At 63.0% G+C, this 17,758-nt stretch carries 17 protein-coding genes and 1 pseudogene; 14 read left to right on the forward strand and 4 right to left on the reverse strand.

The window, feature by feature from the left end; genetic code table 11:
* Nucleotides 1–93 precede the first annotated feature (93 nt).
* The 5 genes from QN413_RS16645 (at nt 94) to QN413_RS16665 (ending at nt 4,731) form a co-directional block, all read left to right on the forward strand.
* On the forward strand, nt 94–1,158 hold the full coding sequence (locus QN413_RS16645) for an ABC transporter ATP-binding protein (protein ID WP_323497697.1): 1,065 nt from the start codon (nt 94–96) through the stop codon (nt 1,156–1,158).
* 116 nt (nt 1,159–1,274) lie between these two features.
* Nucleotides 1,275–2,501: an aminotransferase class III-fold pyridoxal phosphate-dependent enzyme gene (locus QN413_RS16650; protein ID WP_323497698.1), complete on the forward strand. Its 1,227-nt coding sequence runs from the start codon at nt 1,275–1,277 to the stop codon at nt 2,499–2,501.
* 241 nt (nt 2,502–2,742) lie between these two features.
* Nucleotides 2,743–3,774 (forward strand): CaiB/BaiF CoA-transferase family protein, encoded by a 1,032-nt coding sequence (locus QN413_RS16655; RefSeq protein WP_323497699.1) that lies wholly within the window; start codon nt 2,743–2,745, stop codon nt 3,772–3,774.
* Between the two features lie 119 nt (nt 3,775–3,893).
* Nucleotides 3,894–4,373: a hypothetical protein gene (locus tag QN413_RS16660; RefSeq protein ID WP_323497700.1), complete on the forward strand. Its 480-nt coding sequence runs from the start codon at nt 3,894–3,896 to the stop codon at nt 4,371–4,373.
* 157 nt (nt 4,374–4,530) lie between these two features.
* Entirely contained in the window at nt 4,531–4,731 is a 201-nt protein-coding gene (locus QN413_RS16665; protein WP_187051752.1) for a hypothetical protein, read from the forward strand.
* A gap of 18 nt (nt 4,732–4,749) precedes the next feature.
* On the opposite strand, the gene ilvB is transcribed toward QN413_RS16665, so the two are convergent.
* The gene (ilvB, locus tag QN413_RS16670) at nt 4,750–6,537 is read right to left on the reverse strand and encodes a biosynthetic-type acetolactate synthase large subunit (RefSeq protein ID WP_323497786.1); all 1,788 of its coding nucleotides are present in this window, start codon (nt 6,535–6,537) and stop codon (nt 4,750–4,752) included.
* A 64-nt stretch (nt 6,538–6,601) separates the two neighbouring features.
* Between ilvB and QN413_RS16675 the strand changes: the two genes are divergently transcribed.
* From QN413_RS16675 to QN413_RS16700, 6 genes and pseudogenes are all read left to right on the forward strand, one after another.
* Nucleotides 6,602–7,102, forward strand: a complete 501-nt coding sequence (locus tag QN413_RS16675; RefSeq protein ID WP_323497701.1) for an Lrp/AsnC family transcriptional regulator — start codon at nt 6,602–6,604, stop codon at nt 7,100–7,102.
* Nucleotides 7,103–7,401: 299 nt separating this feature from the next.
* Nucleotides 7,402–9,077 (forward strand): annotated as a pseudogene (locus QN413_RS16680) (MFS transporter).
* A 24-nt stretch (nt 9,078–9,101) separates the two neighbouring features.
* Nucleotides 9,102–9,710 carry a glutathione S-transferase gene (locus tag QN413_RS16685; protein ID WP_323497702.1) on the forward strand — a complete coding sequence of 203 codons (609 nt, stop codon included), beginning with the start codon at nt 9,102–9,104 and terminating at the stop codon, nt 9,708–9,710.
* Nucleotides 9,711–9,869: 159 nt separating this feature from the next.
* Nucleotides 9,870–10,658 (forward strand): 3-oxoacyl-ACP reductase family protein, encoded by a 789-nt coding sequence (locus QN413_RS16690; protein ID WP_323497703.1) that lies wholly within the window; start codon nt 9,870–9,872, stop codon nt 10,656–10,658.
* Between the two features lie 40 nt (nt 10,659–10,698).
* Complete coding sequence (locus QN413_RS16695) at nt 10,699–11,634, forward strand: glutathione S-transferase family protein (RefSeq protein ID WP_323497704.1); 936 nt, start codon at nt 10,699–10,701, stop codon at nt 11,632–11,634.
* Nucleotides 11,635–11,661: 27 nt separating this feature from the next.
* Nucleotides 11,662–12,078: an ester cyclase gene (locus QN413_RS16700; protein WP_323497705.1), complete on the forward strand. Its 417-nt coding sequence runs from the start codon at nt 11,662–11,664 to the stop codon at nt 12,076–12,078.
* A gap of 14 nt (nt 12,079–12,092) precedes the next feature.
* Here QN413_RS16700 and QN413_RS16705 read toward each other — a convergent pair whose 3' ends face one another.
* From QN413_RS16705 to QN413_RS16715, 3 genes are read right to left on the reverse strand one after another with little or no spacing between them, the layout of a single operon-like run.
* On the reverse strand, nt 12,093–12,992 hold the full coding sequence (locus QN413_RS16705; RefSeq protein ID WP_323497706.1) for a Rossmann-like and DUF2520 domain-containing protein: 900 nt from the start codon (nt 12,990–12,992) through the stop codon (nt 12,093–12,095).
* The gene (locus tag QN413_RS16710; protein WP_323497707.1) at nt 12,992–14,131 is read right to left on the reverse strand and encodes a mandelate racemase/muconate lactonizing enzyme family protein; all 1,140 of its coding nucleotides are present in this window, start codon (nt 14,129–14,131) and stop codon (nt 12,992–12,994) included. The genes QN413_RS16705 and QN413_RS16710 overlap by 1 nt, the downstream gene beginning before the upstream one ends.
* Entirely contained in the window at nt 14,128–15,063 is a 936-nt protein-coding gene (locus QN413_RS16715; RefSeq protein ID WP_323497708.1) for an SMP-30/gluconolactonase/LRE family protein, read from the reverse strand. Before QN413_RS16715 ends, QN413_RS16710 begins: the two co-directional genes overlap by 4 nt.
* Before the next feature lie 207 nt (nt 15,064–15,270).
* Here QN413_RS16715 and QN413_RS16720 point away from each other — a divergent pair, with 207 nt between their 5' ends.
* The 3 genes from QN413_RS16720 to QN413_RS16730 are packed head-to-tail and all read left to right on the forward strand — an operon-like array spanning nt 15,271 to nt 17,757.
* Nucleotides 15,271–16,095 carry an SDR family NAD(P)-dependent oxidoreductase gene (locus QN413_RS16720; RefSeq protein WP_323497709.1) on the forward strand — a complete coding sequence of 275 codons (825 nt, stop codon included), beginning with the start codon at nt 15,271–15,273 and terminating at the stop codon, nt 16,093–16,095.
* Between the two features lie 25 nt (nt 16,096–16,120).
* The gene (locus QN413_RS16725; protein WP_323497710.1) at nt 16,121–16,963 is read left to right on the forward strand and encodes an ABC transporter permease; all 843 of its coding nucleotides are present in this window, start codon (nt 16,121–16,123) and stop codon (nt 16,961–16,963) included.
* Nucleotides 16,960–17,757, forward strand: coding sequence for an ABC transporter permease (locus QN413_RS16730; protein ID WP_323497711.1), 798 nt, complete (start codon nt 16,960–16,962; stop codon nt 17,755–17,757). The genes QN413_RS16725 and QN413_RS16730 overlap by 4 nt, the downstream gene beginning before the upstream one ends.
* The last annotated feature ends 1 nt before the right edge of the window (nt 17,758 follow it).

Raw genomic sequence — 17,758 nt, forward strand, 5'->3', positions numbered from 1 at the left:
GCGATGGAGTCGCTGCCCGCCGCGTCTGGCGGCCAGCGGTGCAGATGCAGGCGTGCCGGCAGGTATCTCAAAGAGCCGGCAGGCAGTCATCCCATGACCCAAGACGCAGCTGCATCCGATGCGATCGTCTCGGTGCGCGACCTCGAGAAAACGTTCGCGCTCAAGCGGCAGGCGGGAACGCCGGCGCGCTCGCTTCGCGCCGTACGCCAGGTGAGTTTCGACATCGCGCGCGGCGAAACGCTGGGTTTGGTCGGCGAATCGGGCTCGGGCAAGTCGACCACCGGCCGCATGCTGGTCGGACTCATCCCGGCGACATCGGGGCGCGTCCGTTTGTTCGATGAAGAGATCACCGGCACTAACGCGCAGCAGGCTCTGGCGCGCGTTCGCAAGCGCGTGCAGTTCGTCTTTCAAGACCCGCAGGGTTCGCTGAATCCGCGCATGCGCATCGGCGATGCGATCGCCGAGCCGATCGACGTGGCCGGCCGCCGCACACGTCACGATCGGCAGCTTCGCATTCAGGAACTGCTCGACACCGTCGGCCTGCCGCGCTCGTGTGGCGATCGGTTTCCGCACGAATTTTCCGGCGGACAGCGGCAGCGCATCGGCATCGCCCGTGCGCTGGCGCTCAAGCCGGAGTTCATTGTCTGCGACGAGCCGGTGTCCGCCCTCGACGTCTCGCTGCAGGCGCAGGTGGTCAACCTGCTGATCGACTTGCAAGAGGCCTTCGGGCTGAGCTACCTCTTCATAGCGCACGACCTGGCTGTCGTGCGCAACATCTCGCACCGCGTCGCCGTGATGTACGCCGGCGCCATCGTCGAAGTCGCGCCGCGCGCCGCGCTCTACGCCACGCCGAAGCATCCGTACACGCAGACGCTGCTCGAAGCCATTCCGCGGCCCGATCCACGCCATCGACTGGCAGCCAACGTACGAGGCGAATTGCCGAGTCTGTTGAGCCCGCCGACCGGTTGCACTTTTCATACGCGATGTCCGCATGCATTCGAGCGCTGCCGGAATGAGGTGCCGCAACTCAAGGCCTTGGCGCCGGGACACGAGGCCGCTTGCCACTTGTACGAACCGATGACTGCACCACCCGCAACGGCCTCGTTCATGACAGCCGCGCCCATTGCGGCTTCACTGGAAGACCGACTGCGCGACTGACCGCACGCCGGTCTGAAGACCGACATGCGACACCACCTCAAGTCAGACCTCAGACCAGAATTTTTCGCCGCTGTGATATATCATATATATGCTGTGGTGAAGCAAGGAGCTACGACATGAATCAACGACATGACGGTGAGATCGATCTCGCTCTGCGCGCTCGCGCCAAACAGGTCATCCCCGGTGGCATGTACGGCCACCAGAACGCCGCTCCATTGCCGGAGGGGTACCCGCAGTTTTTCGCCCGCGCCACAGGCTGCCATGTGTGGGATGTCGATGGCCGCGAATATGTCGACCTGATGTGCAGCTGGGGCCCCGTGCTGCTCGGCCATCACCACGCGGGCGTCGACGCTGCTTACCAAAAGCAGGCCGCATTGGGGGTCAGCATGAACGGCCCTGCCCCTGCGCTGGTCGAGCTGGCCGAAACGCTGGTCGATCGCATCGCCCACGCCGACTGGGCCTTGTTCCAGAAGAACGGCACCGATGCGACCACCACTTGCGTCACGATCGCACGCGCCGGCACCGGCCGCCGCAAGATCCTCGTGGCGCAGGGCTCGTACCACGGGGCCGTGCCCTGGTGCTCGCCCTCGCTGGTGGGCGTCACGACCGAAGACCGCGCCCATGTCATCCAGTACCAGTACAACGACATCGCCAGCCTGAACGCAGCGGTGCAAGAAGCGGGAACGGATCTCGCCGCGATCCTGGTCACCGCCTTCCGCCACGACATCGGCCGCGACCAGGAGATGCCGACGATCGAGTTCGCAAAGGCCCTGCGCGCCGCAGCGACCGCCGCCGATGCCGCGTTGATCCTCGACGACGTACGTGCAGGTTTCCGGCTGCACGCGGCCGGCAGCTGGGAAGCGTTGGGCGTGCGCCCCGACCTCAGCGCGTTCAGCAAGGGCATCGCCAACGGCTACCCGCTCGCGGCCGTGACCGGCAACGAGCGTTTCCGCGAAGGCGCGGGACGCATCTACGTCACCGGCTCCTTCTGGTGCGAGGCACCGCCCATGGCCGCGGCCATCGCCACGCTGCAGGAGACGAAGGCATCGAACACCATCGCGCACCTCGTCGCGATGGGCCAGCGGCTGCGCGACGGCCTCGCCAAGCTGTCCGATCAAGCCGGCATCGGCATCCGCCAGACCGGTCCGGTGCAGATGCCGATGGTCCTGTTCGACGACGATGCCGACAACGCGAAGGGCCGCAGGTTCTGCGCTGCGACGTTGCGCGCCGGTGCGTATTTCCACCCGCGACACAACATGTTCTTGTCGGCCGCGCACCAACCGGAGGACATCGACAAGGCGTTGTCGGCTGCGGCGGCCGGCTTCGAAGCCCTCGCCGGCTAGACACCGAGCCTTTCCACCCGGGGACATGGCGACCCCGTAAAACCCTCGATGGCACTGAAAGTCGATCGACGTCAAAGTCGAGGCCCCTCACATCAACCATCGAGAGGCGCGAAATTGTCGAATGCATGTTCACCGCAGTCCGACGCCGTCGCGTCGCCATCGGTCATCTGGCGGGTCGAAGACGGTGTCGCGCCCGTTTTCAACGACCCGCGCCATCTCTGAAGACCTGAAGAAATATCCAATGAACGCTGTGAATTTGCCGCTGACCGGCCTGAAGGTCGTTGAGTTCGAGGGCATCGGCCCGGGCCCTGTCGCAGGGCGCATCCTCGCGTCTTTCGGCGCCGACGTGACCGTCGTTGCCCGACCGATCGCGGGCGCAGTCCAGCGTATGGGCGGCGACGCGGAGAACCCCTTGCGCGCGAACAAGAAGGTCGTCGTGCTCGACCTCAAAAAGCCGGAGGCGGTTGCAGCAGCGCTGGACCTCGTGGCCACTGCCGACGCGTTGATCGAAGGCAACCGCCCCGGCGTGATGGAGCGCCTGGGCCTCGGACCCGATGCGTGCAAGGTGCGCAATCCGAAGCTGGTGTACGGGCGCATGACGGGCTGGGGCCAGACCGGCCCGCTGGCGCCGGTCGCGGGGCATGACCTCAACTATGTCGCGATGAGTGGCTTGCTGTCGCTGGTGGCTCGGCCAGGTCAGCCGCCGATCGTGCCGCCCACCGTGGTCGGCGATTCAGCTGGTGCGCTCGGGCTGGCGTTTGGCATCGTGAGCGGCGTGTTCGCCGCACGCACTACCGGCCGCGGCTGCGTGGTCGATGCCGCGATCCTCGACATGGTTGCGATGCTAGGCACGCTGGTGCACTGGCTGCATGGCAACAACCAGATCGGCGGCACGCAACCCAGCGCCTTTCATGATTCGCCGCAGTACGACACTTATGAATGTTCCGACGGAAAATTCGTCACCATCGGCGCACTCGAACCGCAGTTCTATTCGCTGCTGCTCGACAAGCTGGAGATGAAAGACGTCGACCCGGCCGAGCAGTTGTCCCGCGACAAATGGCCTGCCCTCAAGGCACGCTTCGCTGCAAAGTTCAGGACCCGAACGCGCGATGCGTGGAGCGAACTACTGGAAGGCACCGACGTTTGTTTCGCGCCGGTGCTGAGCATCGAAGAGGCTGCCGCCCATCCTCATAATGTTTCGCGAAACCTGTTTCCGCGCACCGCCTCAGGCAGGGTCGATACACAGGCGGCACCACGCTTCAGCGCGCTGTAAAGCGTCGAAACAACCCGCAATCCGCGAGATCGTTTACACCAGCTTTGCACAGCCGCAGTGCACGACCCGCGCGCTCGTCGCGTTGGATCAACAGGCGTCTTTGCCTGTTGGAGATCTCGATGACTCGTTCAAGCTCGATGTGGTTCAAGGTGGTTGCCGTGGGCTCGCTCGCGGTGGCCGGTGTCATGGCTTCCTCCCTGGCCAATGCAGGGACGCAGTGGTCTGTGGGCATCAATTTGCCGGGCGTCGTGGTCGGCGAACCGGCCTATGGTCCGTCACCGGTCTATGAGCCCAATTACTACGAACCAGCGCCCGTGTATGCACGGCCGGCGCCGGTCGCTGCCCCGATCTACTACGACGCGCAACCCGTTCGCGTTCGTCCCCCTGAAACCGTCTACTACGCGCCGCCGGCACCGTTCTACAACCGCCCGCCTCCGCCGCGTTTCTATGGCCCGTCGCAAGTGGACTTCGAGCCTGCCTATCGTGACGGCGGCCGATACTACAGTGAGCATCGCGAGCATCGCGACCATGACGGTTACTACCGCGGTGATCGCGGCGACCGTGGTTATCGTGGCGATTGGGATGGATACCGTCGCTGACTATCGACGGCGCGGGCGCTGCAGTGCGCCTGATTCAGCCCGTATTGCCCGCCCGTTGTAAGTCGAAAGAATTCACTGTTGACAATCAAGACACACATGTGATCCGACCGTGATTTAAATCATGGACCGGATTGCAGGCGCCCCCGATGATTGGCGCATGTACAGACGCATCGCACTCCTCCTCAGCCCCCTCGTGATGGCCGGTTTGGTCTACAGCTTCGGGTTCATGGCCATCGCAGTTTGCATGGGCCTGGTATTCGCAACCCTGTTGTTTTCGACGGGCGATAACAACCAGCCGGTCGCGTTCGATTCTTCAGTCGACCTCGGTTGCCCGACGACGCTGATGGGCGGCTTCTAAGCATCGGCAGTGTTTTGTTCACGTTGTCGCGTCGTCCGAGTACCACCGGTCCTTGCTGAGCATGACCTTGTGATGCCCATGCCCCGACGGCATCATCGGAAAACAGTTCTCCTGCGCCGCGACCTGCACGTCGAGAAAGAACGGCCCATTCCAGGCCAGGCACTCGGCCAGCGCATCCGATAGCTCAGCCGGATCGGACACACGGCGCGCACCCCAGCCAAAGGCTCTGGCCAGCGCCACGAAATCCGGCAATGCCTCGTTCCAGCTGTGGCTCAGGCGGTTGCAGTGGTTCAGCTCCTGCCACTGGCGCACCATTCCCATATAGCCGTTGTTCGACAGCACGACCTTGACCGGCGTGCCATGCTGCATGGCGGTCGACAGTTCCTGGATGTTCATCAGCACCGATGCATCGCCGCTCACGCACACCACCAGCGCGTCCGGGTGCGCTACCTGCGCGCCGATGGCAGCCGGTACGCCATATCCCATCGTCCCGGCACCGCCCGATGTCAGCCAGCGCCCAGGGCGCTCGAACTTGAGGTATTGCGCGGCCCACATCTGGTGCTGGCCGACGTCGGTCGAGACGATGGCATCGCGCCCTTCCAGCGCGGTCTGCAAAGTAGCCATCAGTTGCTGCGGAAGGATGACGCCGGGGCGTTCCGCAAAGTCGAAACAGCGCTCCGCGCGCCAGCGTTCGATGCGCGCCCACCAAGGCGCGAGGCGGTCCGGTGCCAGGCCTTCGAGGCTCGGCATCGACAGCAGTGCATCGAGCACTGCGCCGCAATCGCCGACGATTGGCACGTCGACCTTCACCACCTTGTTGATGCTGCCGGGGTCGATGTCGATGTGAATCTTGCGGGCGTGCGGGCAGAACTCGTCGAGCTTGCCGGTGACGCGGTCGTCGAAGCGCGCGCCGATGCACACCACCAAGTCGGCCTCGTGCATCGCCAGGTTGGCCTCCAACGCGCCGTGCATGCCGAGCATGCCGATGAAGTGCGAATCGGATGCGGGGAAGGCGCCGAGCCCCATCAGGGTGAGCGTGCAAGGCGCATCGATCAGGCGGACCAGTCGGGTGAATGCGGCACATGCTTCGGGGCCGGCGTTGATGAGCCCGCCGCCACCGTAGATGACAGGTCGACGAGCAGTCGACAGCAGATCGGCTGCGCGCTCCAGCGTGCCGCGTGGCGGCAAGGCTGTCGCTTGAACGAGCGACGACCTGAACCGCTCCGTCGATGCGTGGCCGAGCGGCATCAGTTGCACATCTTTCGGCACGTCGATCAGCACCGGGCCGGGCCGACCCGACGATGCGATCTCCAATGCACGCCGCACGACTTCGGGGATCTCGTGCGGCGTGCGCGGCTGGTGGTTCCACTTGGTCACCGGCCGCGACATGCCCAGCGCATCGCTCTCCTGAAACGCATTGGTGCCAATGACGGTGCTCGCGACCTGTCCGCTGATGCACAGCACCGGGATCGAATCGCTGATCGCGTCGAGCAACCCGCTGATGGTGTTGGCGATACCCGGCCCCGACGTGACGAGCACGACGCCGACCTTGCCCGTCGTGCGTGCATAGCCTTCTGCTGCGTGGACGGCGGCTTGCTCGTGGCGAACCAGAATGTGGCGCAGGCGCGGTTCTCCATGCAGCGCGTCGTACAGCGGCAGCGCGGCGCCGCCGGGGTAACCGAAGATCGTGTCGACGCCGCATTCGATGAGCGTGTCGAGCAGCGCTTCGGCACCGTTTCGGGTGCGGTACGCCGATGCGAGCGGCGAAGGCGAAGGCGAAGCAAATTCGGCGACCGGTGTTTTCATCGCCCCATTGTTCGGCAACACGGGCAGAATTTGCATCTTTTCAACGCCTGATCGCCTCGTTTATATGAAGCCTGTTCGCACCAAAGACGATTTAACCGAAAATTCTTCCGACAAGATCGATTTCGCCATTCTGCGGGTGCTGCAACAGGACTCGCGCAAGACGCTGCAGGAGATCGGCGCCGAGGTCGGCCTGTCACCCACCAGTTGCTGGACACGCATCAAAAAATTGGAGGCGCAGGGCGTCATCAAGCGCTACACCGTCGACATCGACGCGTCGAAGATCGGCTATCACGACTCGGTCATCGTGCAGCTCACGCTGGAGAGTCACACCGACGAGACGCTCTACGAGTTCGGCAAGGTGCTGGCGACCATTCCGGAAATCCAGGAGGCTTACCTGGTCTCCGGGGATTACGACTACTACATCCGTATCCGCGTGCGCGACACCCGCGACTACGAGCGGTTGCTGCGCGAAAAGCTCTACAAGATTCCCGGCATCCGGCACAGCAAGTCGCACTTCGTGCTGCGGGTGCTCAAGGAGTCGAGCTTGCCGCTGACAGGGGAGTGAACATTTACAAAGATGTCTGCATGTCCATCAGACCGCCGCCATCTCCACCCAATCAATACCGTGTTCAGACCAGCGCCTCGCACAACATGACGCGAACGAGTCTTTTAATTCGAAGACTAGGGAAATCCCGGAGTTTGAAATAGAGAGCAACAGACTTGCCGAAAATGAGCTTTTCGAGGTGGGTCGCTGACCCTAGGATCACTTTGCCAAAGCCAAGCTAATTCAGAAGGGCAGGCTTTTTTCACTCACCGTCTGAGGCTAAAGAGCGGATGCGTTCCAAACACAATAACGGAGACTTCATGAGTTCCACCCTGTCGAGTGACAACGCATTGCGAGCGCCGAAAAAGGGAGTTACTGCCGCGGAGATACGCGTCGTCGTCGCCTCGTCGGCAGGGACAGTCTTCGAATTTTACGACTTCTTCCAATCGGCCTGCTCGCCACTGAAATGGCCACAGCGTTCTTCTCGGGTCTGAGCCCCACAGCGGCCTATATTTTCACGCTGCTCGGCTTTGCCGCAGGCTTCATACTCCGGCCTTTTGGTGCCATCGTATTCGGTCGAATCGGCGATCTCGTCGGTCGCAAATACACATTCCTGGTGACCATTGTGATCATGGGTCTGGGCACTTTCGCAGTGGGCCTGCTACCGACCTATGCGACCGCGGGACTGATTGCCCCCGTTCTCTTCATCACGATGCGATTGCTGCAAGGGTTGGCTCTGGGTGGTGAATTCAGTGGTGCGGTGATCTACGTCGCAGAGCACTCGCCCAACAAAACCCGTGGTGCGTGGACCTCCTGGATCATGATGACCGCGGCACTGGGTTTGATTCTGGCCGTTGCGGTGATCGTGCCCCTTAGATTGCTCATGGGAACCCAATCGTTTATGGAATGGGGATGGCGGGTTCCGTATCTCCTGTCGATCATCTTGCTTGGCCTGTCGGTATGGATCCGGATGTCGCTCAGCGAATCACCCGAGTTCAAGAAGATGAAGGCACAGGGCAAGCTCTCGAAAGCGCCACTTTCTGAAGCCTTCGGCAAATGGAAGTATCTCCGCCTCGTCCTGGTCGCACTCCTCGGCATCGTTCCAGGCCAAGCGGTAGTTTGGTACACCGGCCAGTTCTATACGATATTCTTTCTTGGAAAAATACTGAAGGTCGATGATCTGACGGTCAATAGTCTGGTCGTCGTTGCGACGCTACTGAGCGTGCCTCTTTATTATTTCTTTGGCTGGCTGTCAGACCGAATCGGACGTAAGCCAGTCTATTTGTCGGGGCTCTTCCTTGCAGCCTTGTTTTTTATTCCTCTGTTCCAACAACTGGCACATCACTCCAACCCGGCCTTGGAACATGCCATGGCCAGCGCGCCCATCGTCGTTGTAGCCGATTCAGCTGAATGCGCGGTTCAATTCAACCCGACAGGCACTACGAAATACACGAGTTCGTGCGATATCGTTAAATCGACTCTTGCAAGGGCCGGCCTCAGTTACGAGACGAAAGACGGATCCACGGGCGCTGCTGCGGAGCTTCGAATCGGGAACGATGTCATACCCGGTTACGACGGCAAAGACGCCAATGCGGCGAACAAATCAAAAGCCTTCAACAGCGCACTGGTTTCAACGCTGTCCAAGTACGGTTACCCGACGGGAAATGCGAATCCGGCGGACATCGACAAGCCGATGGTTGTTGTCATACTTTTGTTGCTTCTGACCTTTGGCACGATGACATTCGCGCCCATGTCCGCAATGCTCGTGGAGCTTTTCCCATCGCGAATCAGATTCACCGCCATGTCGTTTCCGTACCATATGGGAGTCGCTATTTTCGGTGGCTTCCTTCCGGCTGCAGCCTTTGCAATCGTGGCGGCGACTGGCAGGATTTATTCCGGTCTGTGGTACCCCGTGGCCGTCGCTGCGTTCTCATTCGTGGTCGTCTTGCTGTTTTCCAAGGAGAAAAGCGGCTCCGACACTTACCAGGAAGGGTGAGAGTTTTTTGAACGGCGACTGACCATGCAACTTTTCTACAGCACCACATCTCCTTTCGCGCGCATTGCGCGAATAGCGCTTGCCGAAAAAGGATGCCGCGAACTGAGCCACCGATTGACCGATCCCTGGAAGGACTCCCCTGAACTCCTCCTTGCAAACCCGAGTGCGCGCGTGCCGACAGTCGTGCTCGACAGCGGCTTGCCACTGACGGAGAGCCTGCTGATCGTTCTGTGGCTCGAAGCCAAGTACCCGAATCCCTCGCTGCTGGGAGACGACCCGGGGACGGTCATCTCTATGGCGGGCATTGCGATGGGAGCGATCGAAGCGGCTGCCGCAGTGATCATCGGAAGGAAGATGACCGACGCGGCTTTCGACGAATCTCCCGTGGGGTTGCGCCGGCGCAGATCGATCATCCTGGCGATGGCGCGGCTGGAGGCCAACCCACCCGACAGCCACGTTCCGATTCCCAGCCTCGCCTTGATCACGACCGTGGTCGCTTTGGATTACCTTCGATTTCGCTTCGCCGGGTCGCCCTGGCTTCCCCCGTTGCCAAAGCTCGACGCACTTGCGCTTGCCGCTCGTTCTCGCAGCGCCTTCGCGGAGACGCTCCCGCACGACATGCCGGGCTCTTGAGGCAGAGGGTTTTTATCGACTCTGCGAATTCGACGGGGGGACTTGCGCAGATTCAGCTTCACCGGCGCGACTGCGCTCACTAATATTTCGTCACCCGAGGAAAGCTGCAGCCCTATTGAGAGGGGCCCTCCGCAGCCAAGTCGCATCAAGGAGATGGAATTGGAATCGAACTCTCACGCGTCATCGACGCCAGGCCCTCACGACCTGCTGGACGGTCGCACCATCATCATTACCGGCGCCGCTACCGGCATCGGCCAGGCCTTTGCGGTGGCGTGCGCAGCGCAGGGTGCAAACGTGGTGGTGGCCGACCTGAACGCCGCCGATGAAACCGTCGCTGCCGTCGAACAGGCCGGTGGCCGCGCATTGGCGGTGCGTGTCGACGTTGCGGACGATGCATCGGTGAAGGCCATGGCCGCGGCAGCGCTGGAGCGCTTCGGCCGCATCGATGGCCTGGTCAACAACGCCGCGTACTTTCGCGAAGTCAAGCTCACGCCATTCGAGGAGCTGGATCCCGCGCAATGGGACCGTATCTTCGCGGTCAATGTCAAGGGTGTGTGGCAATGCTGCAAGGCCGTCATGCCGGCGATGCGCGAGCACGGCAGCGGCAGCATCATCAACATCTCCTCCGTGGTCGCGGTGGCCGGGCAGCCCGGCTATCTGCACTATGTCGCGACCAAGGGAGCCGTGCTGTCGATGACCAAAGGGCTCGCGAAAGAAGTGGGTCCGTACGGTGTGCGAGTCAACGTCATCGCACCCGGTTTCGTGATCACCGACGCCACGCGTAACCGCCCTGTCGAGTGGCAGCAATCGTTCCTGAAAGCGCGCGCGATCTCGCGCGAGCAGCGGCCCGACGATCTGGTCGGGACCGCGCTCTACCTGCTGTCCGACCTCGCTGGTTTTGTCTCCGGACAGACCATCGTGGTCGACGGCGGGCACATCATGTATTGATCGATTCGTGCCGCCGGCACAGAAAAAAAGGAAACGAGACATGCCTGAGACCATCCTTCACCACTATTCGCTGTCCACCTTTTCCGAAAAAGTGCGCGTTGCACTCGGGTTGAAAGGCTTGGCCTGGCGATCGGTGGACATCCCCGCAGCCCCGCCGCGACCGCTGCTCGCACCGCTGACCGGCGGCTACCGCCGCGTGCCGGTGCTGCAGGTCGGTGCCGACATCTATTGCGACACCAACCTCATCTTGCCGACGCTCGAGCGGCTGTTCCCACCGCCGCAAGCGCCGAGCTTCTATCCCTCGGGCAGCGAAGGCATTGCGCGCGGCCTGTCGTTCGCCTGGGATAGGGCGATGTGGATTCCAACCATCGGCGTGCTTGCGCACTTCATCGGCGACAACTTCCCGCCCGAGTTCGTCAAGGATCGGAAGGAAGGCTATCTCGGCATCGACATCAGCAAGAGCGCGATGGCACCCGAGTTACCGATGCACCTGCAGCAGTTGCACGCCCAAAACGCGTGGCTCAAAACGGCATTGGCAGATGGCCGGCGCTTTCTGTTCGGCGATGCGCCGAGCGCGCTGGACCTGACCTGCTACCAGACGCTGTGCCTGCTGCGCAAGAACTGTCCACCCGAGGTCGACGCGCTGGCCGGTCTGGTACCGCTGTTGCCCTGGTACGACCGCGTGACCGCCTTGGGCCACGGCAAACCGGAGGCGATGACCGAGCAAGCCGCTTTCGACGCAGCTTGCGAAGCACAACCCGTGGCGCCCACGCATCTGCAAGCCGACGGAGATCCCGACGGACTGCGCGCCGGGACTTCGGTGACGATCACCCCCGACGACAACGCCCGCGTGCCGGTGAGCGGCACGCTGGTCGCAGCGAGTGACAGCGAGATCGTGATTCATCGCCGCGACAGCCGCGCCGGCGACCTGCATATCCATTTTCCGCGGCTTGGCTTTGCCGTAGTGGCGGCCTGATCCCGCTTCAAAACCAAAGTGACGACCATGAACCTGGAATCCAATAAACAACTCTGCCGCGATTACTTCAAGGCCTTTCTCGTCAACGACACCGCATGGATGAAGGAGCACATCCATGCCGATTTTGTCCGTCATGACCCAGGCCTGCCCTTCGAGGTTCGCGGACCCGAGGGTGTGTCCAAGCTGCACGATGCGCTATTGCCCGCGTTCCCGGACATGCAGTTGCCGCTGCAGGACTTCGTCGCCGAGGGCGAGAAAGTGTTGGTCCGTTTGCGGGTGCAAGGCACTCACACTGGCGCCTTTGGAGATTTGGCCGCGACCGGGCGAAAGATCGACATCGGCGTGCTCGATTTGTTCCAGTTCCACGACGGTGTGTTGATCGAACACTGGGCGCTGCTCGACAACCTGGGCATGCTCAAGCAGCTGGGCGTGATGCCCGCCTGATCTGCACTGAGAGGTCACGTACTGGCGGCCGGAACGCCTCGCGTGAGCGCCGCGTCGAAGCGAGCCGCCGCGTCAGCATCGACGGCACCGCTCTCACGCGCGATCCGCACCGTCACGCCGCACAGCACCCGGTAGAACGCCGCCATGTCGTCGCCCAGGTCGGTCAGCGCGGCCACATGCTTTTCGACCGAGACGACATCGCTGCGTGACACCGGACCGGGCATGCCACGCGCAATGCCGACCGATTCGATGGCGGCAAGAGTGCCGTGCGCCATCGGCAGCATCGCACGCATCGCATCGGCCTCCTCCGCGCCCCAGGATTTCCAGACGCGGGCGCTCTCATAGAAAAGCGCATTGATGAATTGCGTGGTGAAGCCGGCCGCTGCGTGATAGCGCCCGCGCATGCCGGGCGGCAGACGATTCACATGGCAGTGCAGACGCTCTACCAGCTGGACCAGCAGGCGGTCCAGTTCGTCGTCGCGGGCCTCGATGGTGATGGTCGATCCAGGCAGGGACGCCACCGCCGCGTCCGGGTCGGCGAAAGTCTGCATCGGATGAAAGCCGCCGATGGCTGCACCCTGCACCTGGACCGAGGCCAGTGCGTCGACTTCTGTCGCGCCGCTGCAGTGGATGACACCCGTGCCCGCGCGAAACCGCAGTGGCGCCACAGCTTGCGCGATGATCGAATCGGGAGTGGTAATAAAAACCAGGTCGCAACGATCGACGACGGCTTGCGCCGCCATCACCTCGCACGCTTCGATCCGGTTCGCGAGATCCACCGCCTCCTGTTCGATGCTGCTCGCGACGCCACGTACCGCGAGGCCGGCAGTCGCTAGGCTCCACGCCAGTGCCTTGCCCAACCGGCCCGCGCCGATGAAGCCGATCGACACCGTTTCAATACTGCGTATCGGCATCAGACCCGCCCGGTCCAGGTCTGGTGTCGCCGGAGCGCGTCGAGGTTGGGCTCGGCACCGAGCCCTGGTCCGGTCGGCACCGGAACGCGTCCGTCTTCCACGGGCAGCAGATCTCCGACGACAGCCTCACGGCCGACGTTTGGATGGCAATCGAATTCGAGCAGGCCTTCGCCACCGGCCGCAGCCAGCAACTGCAGCGACGCCAACAGCGAAACGCCACCGCCGAAAAAATGCGGGCAATAGCGTTTTCCGGCTTCCACGGTACGCCGAGCAACATCCCAATTGCTGGTGATACCACCCCACTTGGTGACGTCGGGCTGAATGACCTGCAGCACCTGGGCACCGATCGCTTCGGAAAACTGGTGGTCATGAAAGTTCTCACCGCCAGCCAACGGCGTCGACGAGAACTGCGCAAGCTGTTCCCATTGCGATGCCGGCGCATCGACGCGCATGGGCTCTTCGAACCAGCTCAGCCGCAGAGGATCGATCGCACGGCAGAACGCCTTGGCAGATTCCAGGTCGTGCGATTGATTGGAGTCGCAGGTGATCACCGCATCGGTCCCCAGCACTTCGCGCATGGCGGTGAGGTTGCGCACATCCAGTTCGAGACCGAAGCCCGTCTTGAGCTTGAATGCGCGATGGCCTTCGGCCTGGCGTGCTGCTGCAAAGCGCTCGGGCTCATCGGGGTTGATGCCGGTGGCATAGACGCGCACCGACTCGGGCCTGCGCTCCGACAACATCCGGTGCAAGGGCTGCCCGCACTTGCGCGCCGCGAGGTCCCACATGGCGATGTCCAGGCCCGCCACGACCTGCGCGATCGGACCGACCTCCAGCGTTTGCAGAACCAGCACTTCGAGCGATGCGGTCAACTGGCGAAAGAAGGCCGCCGGTGATTCGAAGCTTTGGCCGACCAGTCGTTCGCCAAAGTCGATCGCCAGCCGCGCGCGATGCTCGGCGCCGACGGCCGGCCAGTTAGCCCAGATCTCGCCCCACCCCTGCACACCCTCGTCATCGGTGATGCGCACCAGCACGAAAGGCCGGTCACGGAATGTGCCGAAGGCTACCTTGATCGGCATCTGAACGGGGACGCGAAAACTGAAGGCCTCGATCGATGCGATGCGGATGGGTGTGCTTGTCATTTCAGTGTCTTCCTAAGTGAGGGGCAGTCGATTTTTCGGTCGAGCAAGAATCGCGGCTCGGGCAAGCCGGCTACGCCGACGTCCAGCGCCAGCAGAGCCCCGGCCAGCGGCTCGGCAGCGAGTTGCTCGGGCGTCATCTTCTGGCTGGTGGTGGTGACGTAGAGCGTGCGCAGGTCCGGCCCGCCGAAGGCACAGCACGTCGGGCGCTGTACCGGCATGGCGATGGTGCGGTCGATGCGACCGTCAGGCGCATAGCGCACGAGCCTGGCACCGTTGAATTCGGCGTTCCAGAGGAAGCCCTCCTCGTCGACGGTGGAGCCGTCGGGAAAAGCCGGCTCGGCAGTCGTCGCAAGCACGCGCTCGGTGCCGGTGCGACCGGTCTCGGGGTCGTAGTCGTAGGCGTAGAGCGAGTAGCGCAACGAATCCGCGAAGTACATGGTGCAACCATCGGGACTGAAGGCCAGGCTGTTGGGGATGCAGATGCCGTCGCGCATCGGAGCGAGCTCACCGCGCCCCTCGAGCCGGTACAAAACCCCTTCAGGTGCGCGCGTCAGGTTGTGCATGGTGCCGACCCAGAAGCGGCCTTGCCGGTCACAGCGTCCGTCGTTGAAGCGGTGTCCGGGCACCGATTGACGCGGACGCGCCAGCGCTTCGAGGCTGCCGCTCACCACGTCGAACAACGCGATGAACTGCGACAGCGCCACCAGCAGGCGCCCCTCGTCGGTCAGGGCGATGCAACCGACCAGTTCGGGCATCTCCCAAGTGTCGACCTGACCGGTGGAAGGCAGCAAGCGCCGGATCGCCGGGCGCCGAATATCGACCCAGTAGAGGCATTGGCCGCGATCGTCCCAGAGAGGGCTCTCGCCCAGGATGTCGGTCTGGCTGCCGACTCGTCGCACGGCGCCGGCAGCGCTCGAGTGTTCGTGATGCATGGGGCGAATGCTAGGAGCGACTCCAGTGCAACGCCATCTGCTTTGCGGCAACCATGGCTTCGAATCATGGCAAGCCCGGATTAGGGGAAGCCCCAGGCTTCGTTTTGTGCGTAGAGCGTGTTGCCCAACTTCCAATTCCGGCACAAGACGGCGCCCCCTAGCATCCCATCCATTCCAACGGAGACGACCGATAGAAAGCGCGCCCCCATGAGCATTGCTACACCCATTCCCGGCGCGGCCTCGGCCGGCACCCACCTCTACAACGGCCTTGCGCCCGCGTCGCTCTTTTCACTTAAAGACAAGGTAGCGCTCATCACCGGCGGTGCTGGCGGTATCGCGCTCGGCCTGGCCAGCGGCTTCGCTGCAGCCGGCGCACGGCTGATCCTGGCCGACGCCAGCGACACAGTGCACGAGCGTGTGCGTGAATTCCGCGAGGCCGGTTGCGATGCACACGGCCTGGTGTTCGACGTGACCCGCCCGCAGGCGGTGACCCAGGCTTTCGAGCAGGCGATCGCGCTGTGCGGTCGCATCGACATCGCGGTCAACAATGCCGGCGTGATCGTGCGCACGCACTTCCTGGACCTGACGCCCGAGGAGTGGCAGAAGGTCATCGATACCGATCTCACCGCTTGCTTTCTGGTGGCGCAACAAGCCGCGCGCCTGATGGTGAAACAGGGCTCGGGACGCATCATCAACATGGGCTCGATCATGAATCAGGTGGCACGACCCAACCTGGTCCCCTACGTCGCGGCAAAGGCAGGCGTCTCGGGTTTCACGCGTGCGCTGGCAGCCGATTTGGCCGGGACCGGCATCACGGTCAACGCGCTGGCACCCGGCTACACCATCACGCCCTTCAGCCAGGCCAACGACAAGGAATTCAATGCCTTCGTGAGCGACTGGACGCCCACCAAGCGCTGGGGCCGCCCCGAGGACATCTGCGGCGCAGCGCTGCTGCTGGCATCGGACGCCGGCGCTTACATCAACGGTCACACGCTCTACATCGACGGTGGGTTCCTGGCCGTCACGCGTTGAAGCCGGGCCTCGTATGAAGACCTCCGTGAACCCACAGAAAATGCCTGCCGCAACGCCCCTGCCGCTTATGCCTTTCGGCGCACCGTCGGGCGGCGTGTTGCGCCTGCTGGGTCGACAGCGCTGGTTTGTCGTGATGCGCGCCTTCGCAGTGTTCGTGCTGCTGTGGTGGATCGCGGCGGCATGGAACGGCAATCCGCTGCAACTGCCCACGCCCGGCGCAGTGCTGCAGGCGCTGATCGAGCTGGGCAGCGACGGCGAGCTCTTCGACCATGCACTCGTCAGCACCTCGCGGCTGGTGATCGCGCTCTGCGTGTCGATGGCGCTGGCCATTCCGCTCGGATTCTGGATGGGCCGCAGCCCTGCCGCGGAAGCCTACGTCGACCCGCTGGTCGAGATGCTGCGTCCGATTTCTGGCATCGCCTGGCTGCCGCTGGCGCTTTTCATCTTTGGCGTGGGCAACACACTGCCCGTGTTCATCATGGTGTATGTCGGTTTCTTCCCGATCCTGTTGAACACGGTGGCCGGTGTGCAGCAAATAGATCGCAAGCTCATTGCTGCGGCCGACACGATGGGCATCAACCGCCGCGCCCTGCTCACGAAGGTGCTGGTGCCAGCGGCGCTGCCCAGCGTGGTGGTCGGCGTGCGGCTGGCCTTCGCCGCGTCGTGGGCTGCGATCGTCGCGGCCGAGCTCATTGGCTCGCCCAGCGGACTCGGCTTCGCCATCGATTGGTACCGCCAGTTGCTCATGACGCCCAAGGTCTTCGCTTTCATCATGGTGATCGGCTTGGTGGGCTACCTCTGCGACCTGGGTCTGCGCCGGTTGCAGCGCGTGTTGACCCCCTGGATCGAAGGGACCGAACTGAAATGACCACTGCCACCCTTGTTTCCAGGGACCGCCTGGCGCGCGTGCTGCGCGCTGGCGCCCTGCCGCTGGCGCTGCTAATTGCATGGCAACTCTGGACTCTCAATTTGCCTTCCAATAGCCCGGCTCCCATGCCATTGCGAGTGGTGCATACCGCTGTCGAACTGGTCACCCACGGCGGCTTGCTCGATGCCTTGGTGCAAAGCCTCGGCCGAGTGCTGGCAGGATTTTCAGTTGCGCTGGTGCTCGGCGTGGCGATCGGTCTTCTGATGGGATCCAGCCGATCGGTCCGCGAAAACCTCGACCCGATTTTCGAAAGCTTCCGACCGATCGCCCCCATGGCCATCCTGCCGATCGCCATTCTCTGGTTCGGCACGGGGACGCCCTCCGCGCTTGCCATCGTCGCGTATGCGTCGTTCTTTCCAGTCCTGGTCAACACAGTGCACGGAGTCAACCGGATCGACCGCAAGCTGGTGCTTGCAGCGCAGACGATGGGGGTATCGCGCTTGTCCACGTTGCTCCGGGTGATCCTGCCCGGTGCGCTGCCCAGCGTGTTGCTGGGATCGCGCCTGGCGATGGGCGTTGCGTGGACCGCGATCATCGCGGCTGAACTGGCGGTCGGCGCCAAGTCGGGCGGTGGCGGCTCCGGCGGCATCGGCCAGATGATGTTCGTCTTCTATGCCTACAGCATCGACCTCAACGCGATCGTCGTTTGCATGATCGCGGTGGGCTTGGTGGCGCTACTGATCGATCGAATCTTTCGTGCCGCCGAGTCGCGACTCATTCCCTGGAAACACTGAC

The sequence above is a fragment of the Variovorax sp. LG9.2 genome (genome assembly GCF_035018885.1).
GTDB lineage: Bacteria > Pseudomonadota > Gammaproteobacteria > Burkholderiales > Burkholderiaceae_C > Variovorax.

Excerpts from the sequence above, each read along its gene's own strand:
- QN413_RS16645 (WP_323497697.1), top strand. The coding sequence starts at position 94 with ATGACCCAAGACGCAGCTGCATCCGATGCGATCGTCTCGGTGCGCGAC.
- QN413_RS16650 (WP_323497698.1), top strand. The coding sequence starts at position 1,275 with ATGAATCAACGACATGACGGTGAGATCGATCTCGCTCTGCGCGCTCGC.
- QN413_RS16655 (WP_323497699.1), top strand. The coding sequence starts at position 2,743 with ATGAACGCTGTGAATTTGCCGCTGACCGGCCTGAAGGTCGTTGAGTTC.
- QN413_RS16660 (WP_323497700.1), top strand. The coding sequence starts at position 3,894 with ATGACTCGTTCAAGCTCGATGTGGTTCAAGGTGGTTGCCGTGGGCTCG.
- QN413_RS16665 (WP_187051752.1), top strand. The coding sequence starts at position 4,531 with ATGTACAGACGCATCGCACTCCTCCTCAGCCCCCTCGTGATGGCCGGT.
- ilvB (WP_323497786.1), bottom strand. The coding sequence starts at position 6,537 with ATGAAAACACCGGTCGCCGAATTTGCTTCGCCTTCGCCTTCGCCGCTC.
- QN413_RS16675 (WP_323497701.1), top strand. The coding sequence starts at position 6,602 with ATGAAGCCTGTTCGCACCAAAGACGATTTAACCGAAAATTCTTCCGAC.
- QN413_RS16685 (WP_323497702.1), top strand. The coding sequence starts at position 9,102 with ATGCAACTTTTCTACAGCACCACATCTCCTTTCGCGCGCATTGCGCGA.
- QN413_RS16695 (WP_323497704.1), top strand. The coding sequence starts at position 10,699 with ATGCCTGAGACCATCCTTCACCACTATTCGCTGTCCACCTTTTCCGAA.
- QN413_RS16700 (WP_323497705.1), top strand. The coding sequence starts at position 11,662 with ATGAACCTGGAATCCAATAAACAACTCTGCCGCGATTACTTCAAGGCC.
- QN413_RS16705 (WP_323497706.1), bottom strand. The coding sequence starts at position 12,992 with ATGCCGATACGCAGTATTGAAACGGTGTCGATCGGCTTCATCGGCGCG.
- QN413_RS16710 (WP_323497707.1), bottom strand. The coding sequence starts at position 14,131 with ATGACAAGCACACCCATCCGCATCGCATCGATCGAGGCCTTCAGTTTT.
- QN413_RS16715 (WP_323497708.1), bottom strand. The coding sequence starts at position 15,063 with ATGCATCACGAACACTCGAGCGCTGCCGGCGCCGTGCGACGAGTCGGC.
- QN413_RS16720 (WP_323497709.1), top strand. The coding sequence starts at position 15,271 with ATGAGCATTGCTACACCCATTCCCGGCGCGGCCTCGGCCGGCACCCAC.
- QN413_RS16730 (WP_323497711.1), top strand. The coding sequence starts at position 16,960 with ATGACCACTGCCACCCTTGTTTCCAGGGACCGCCTGGCGCGCGTGCTG.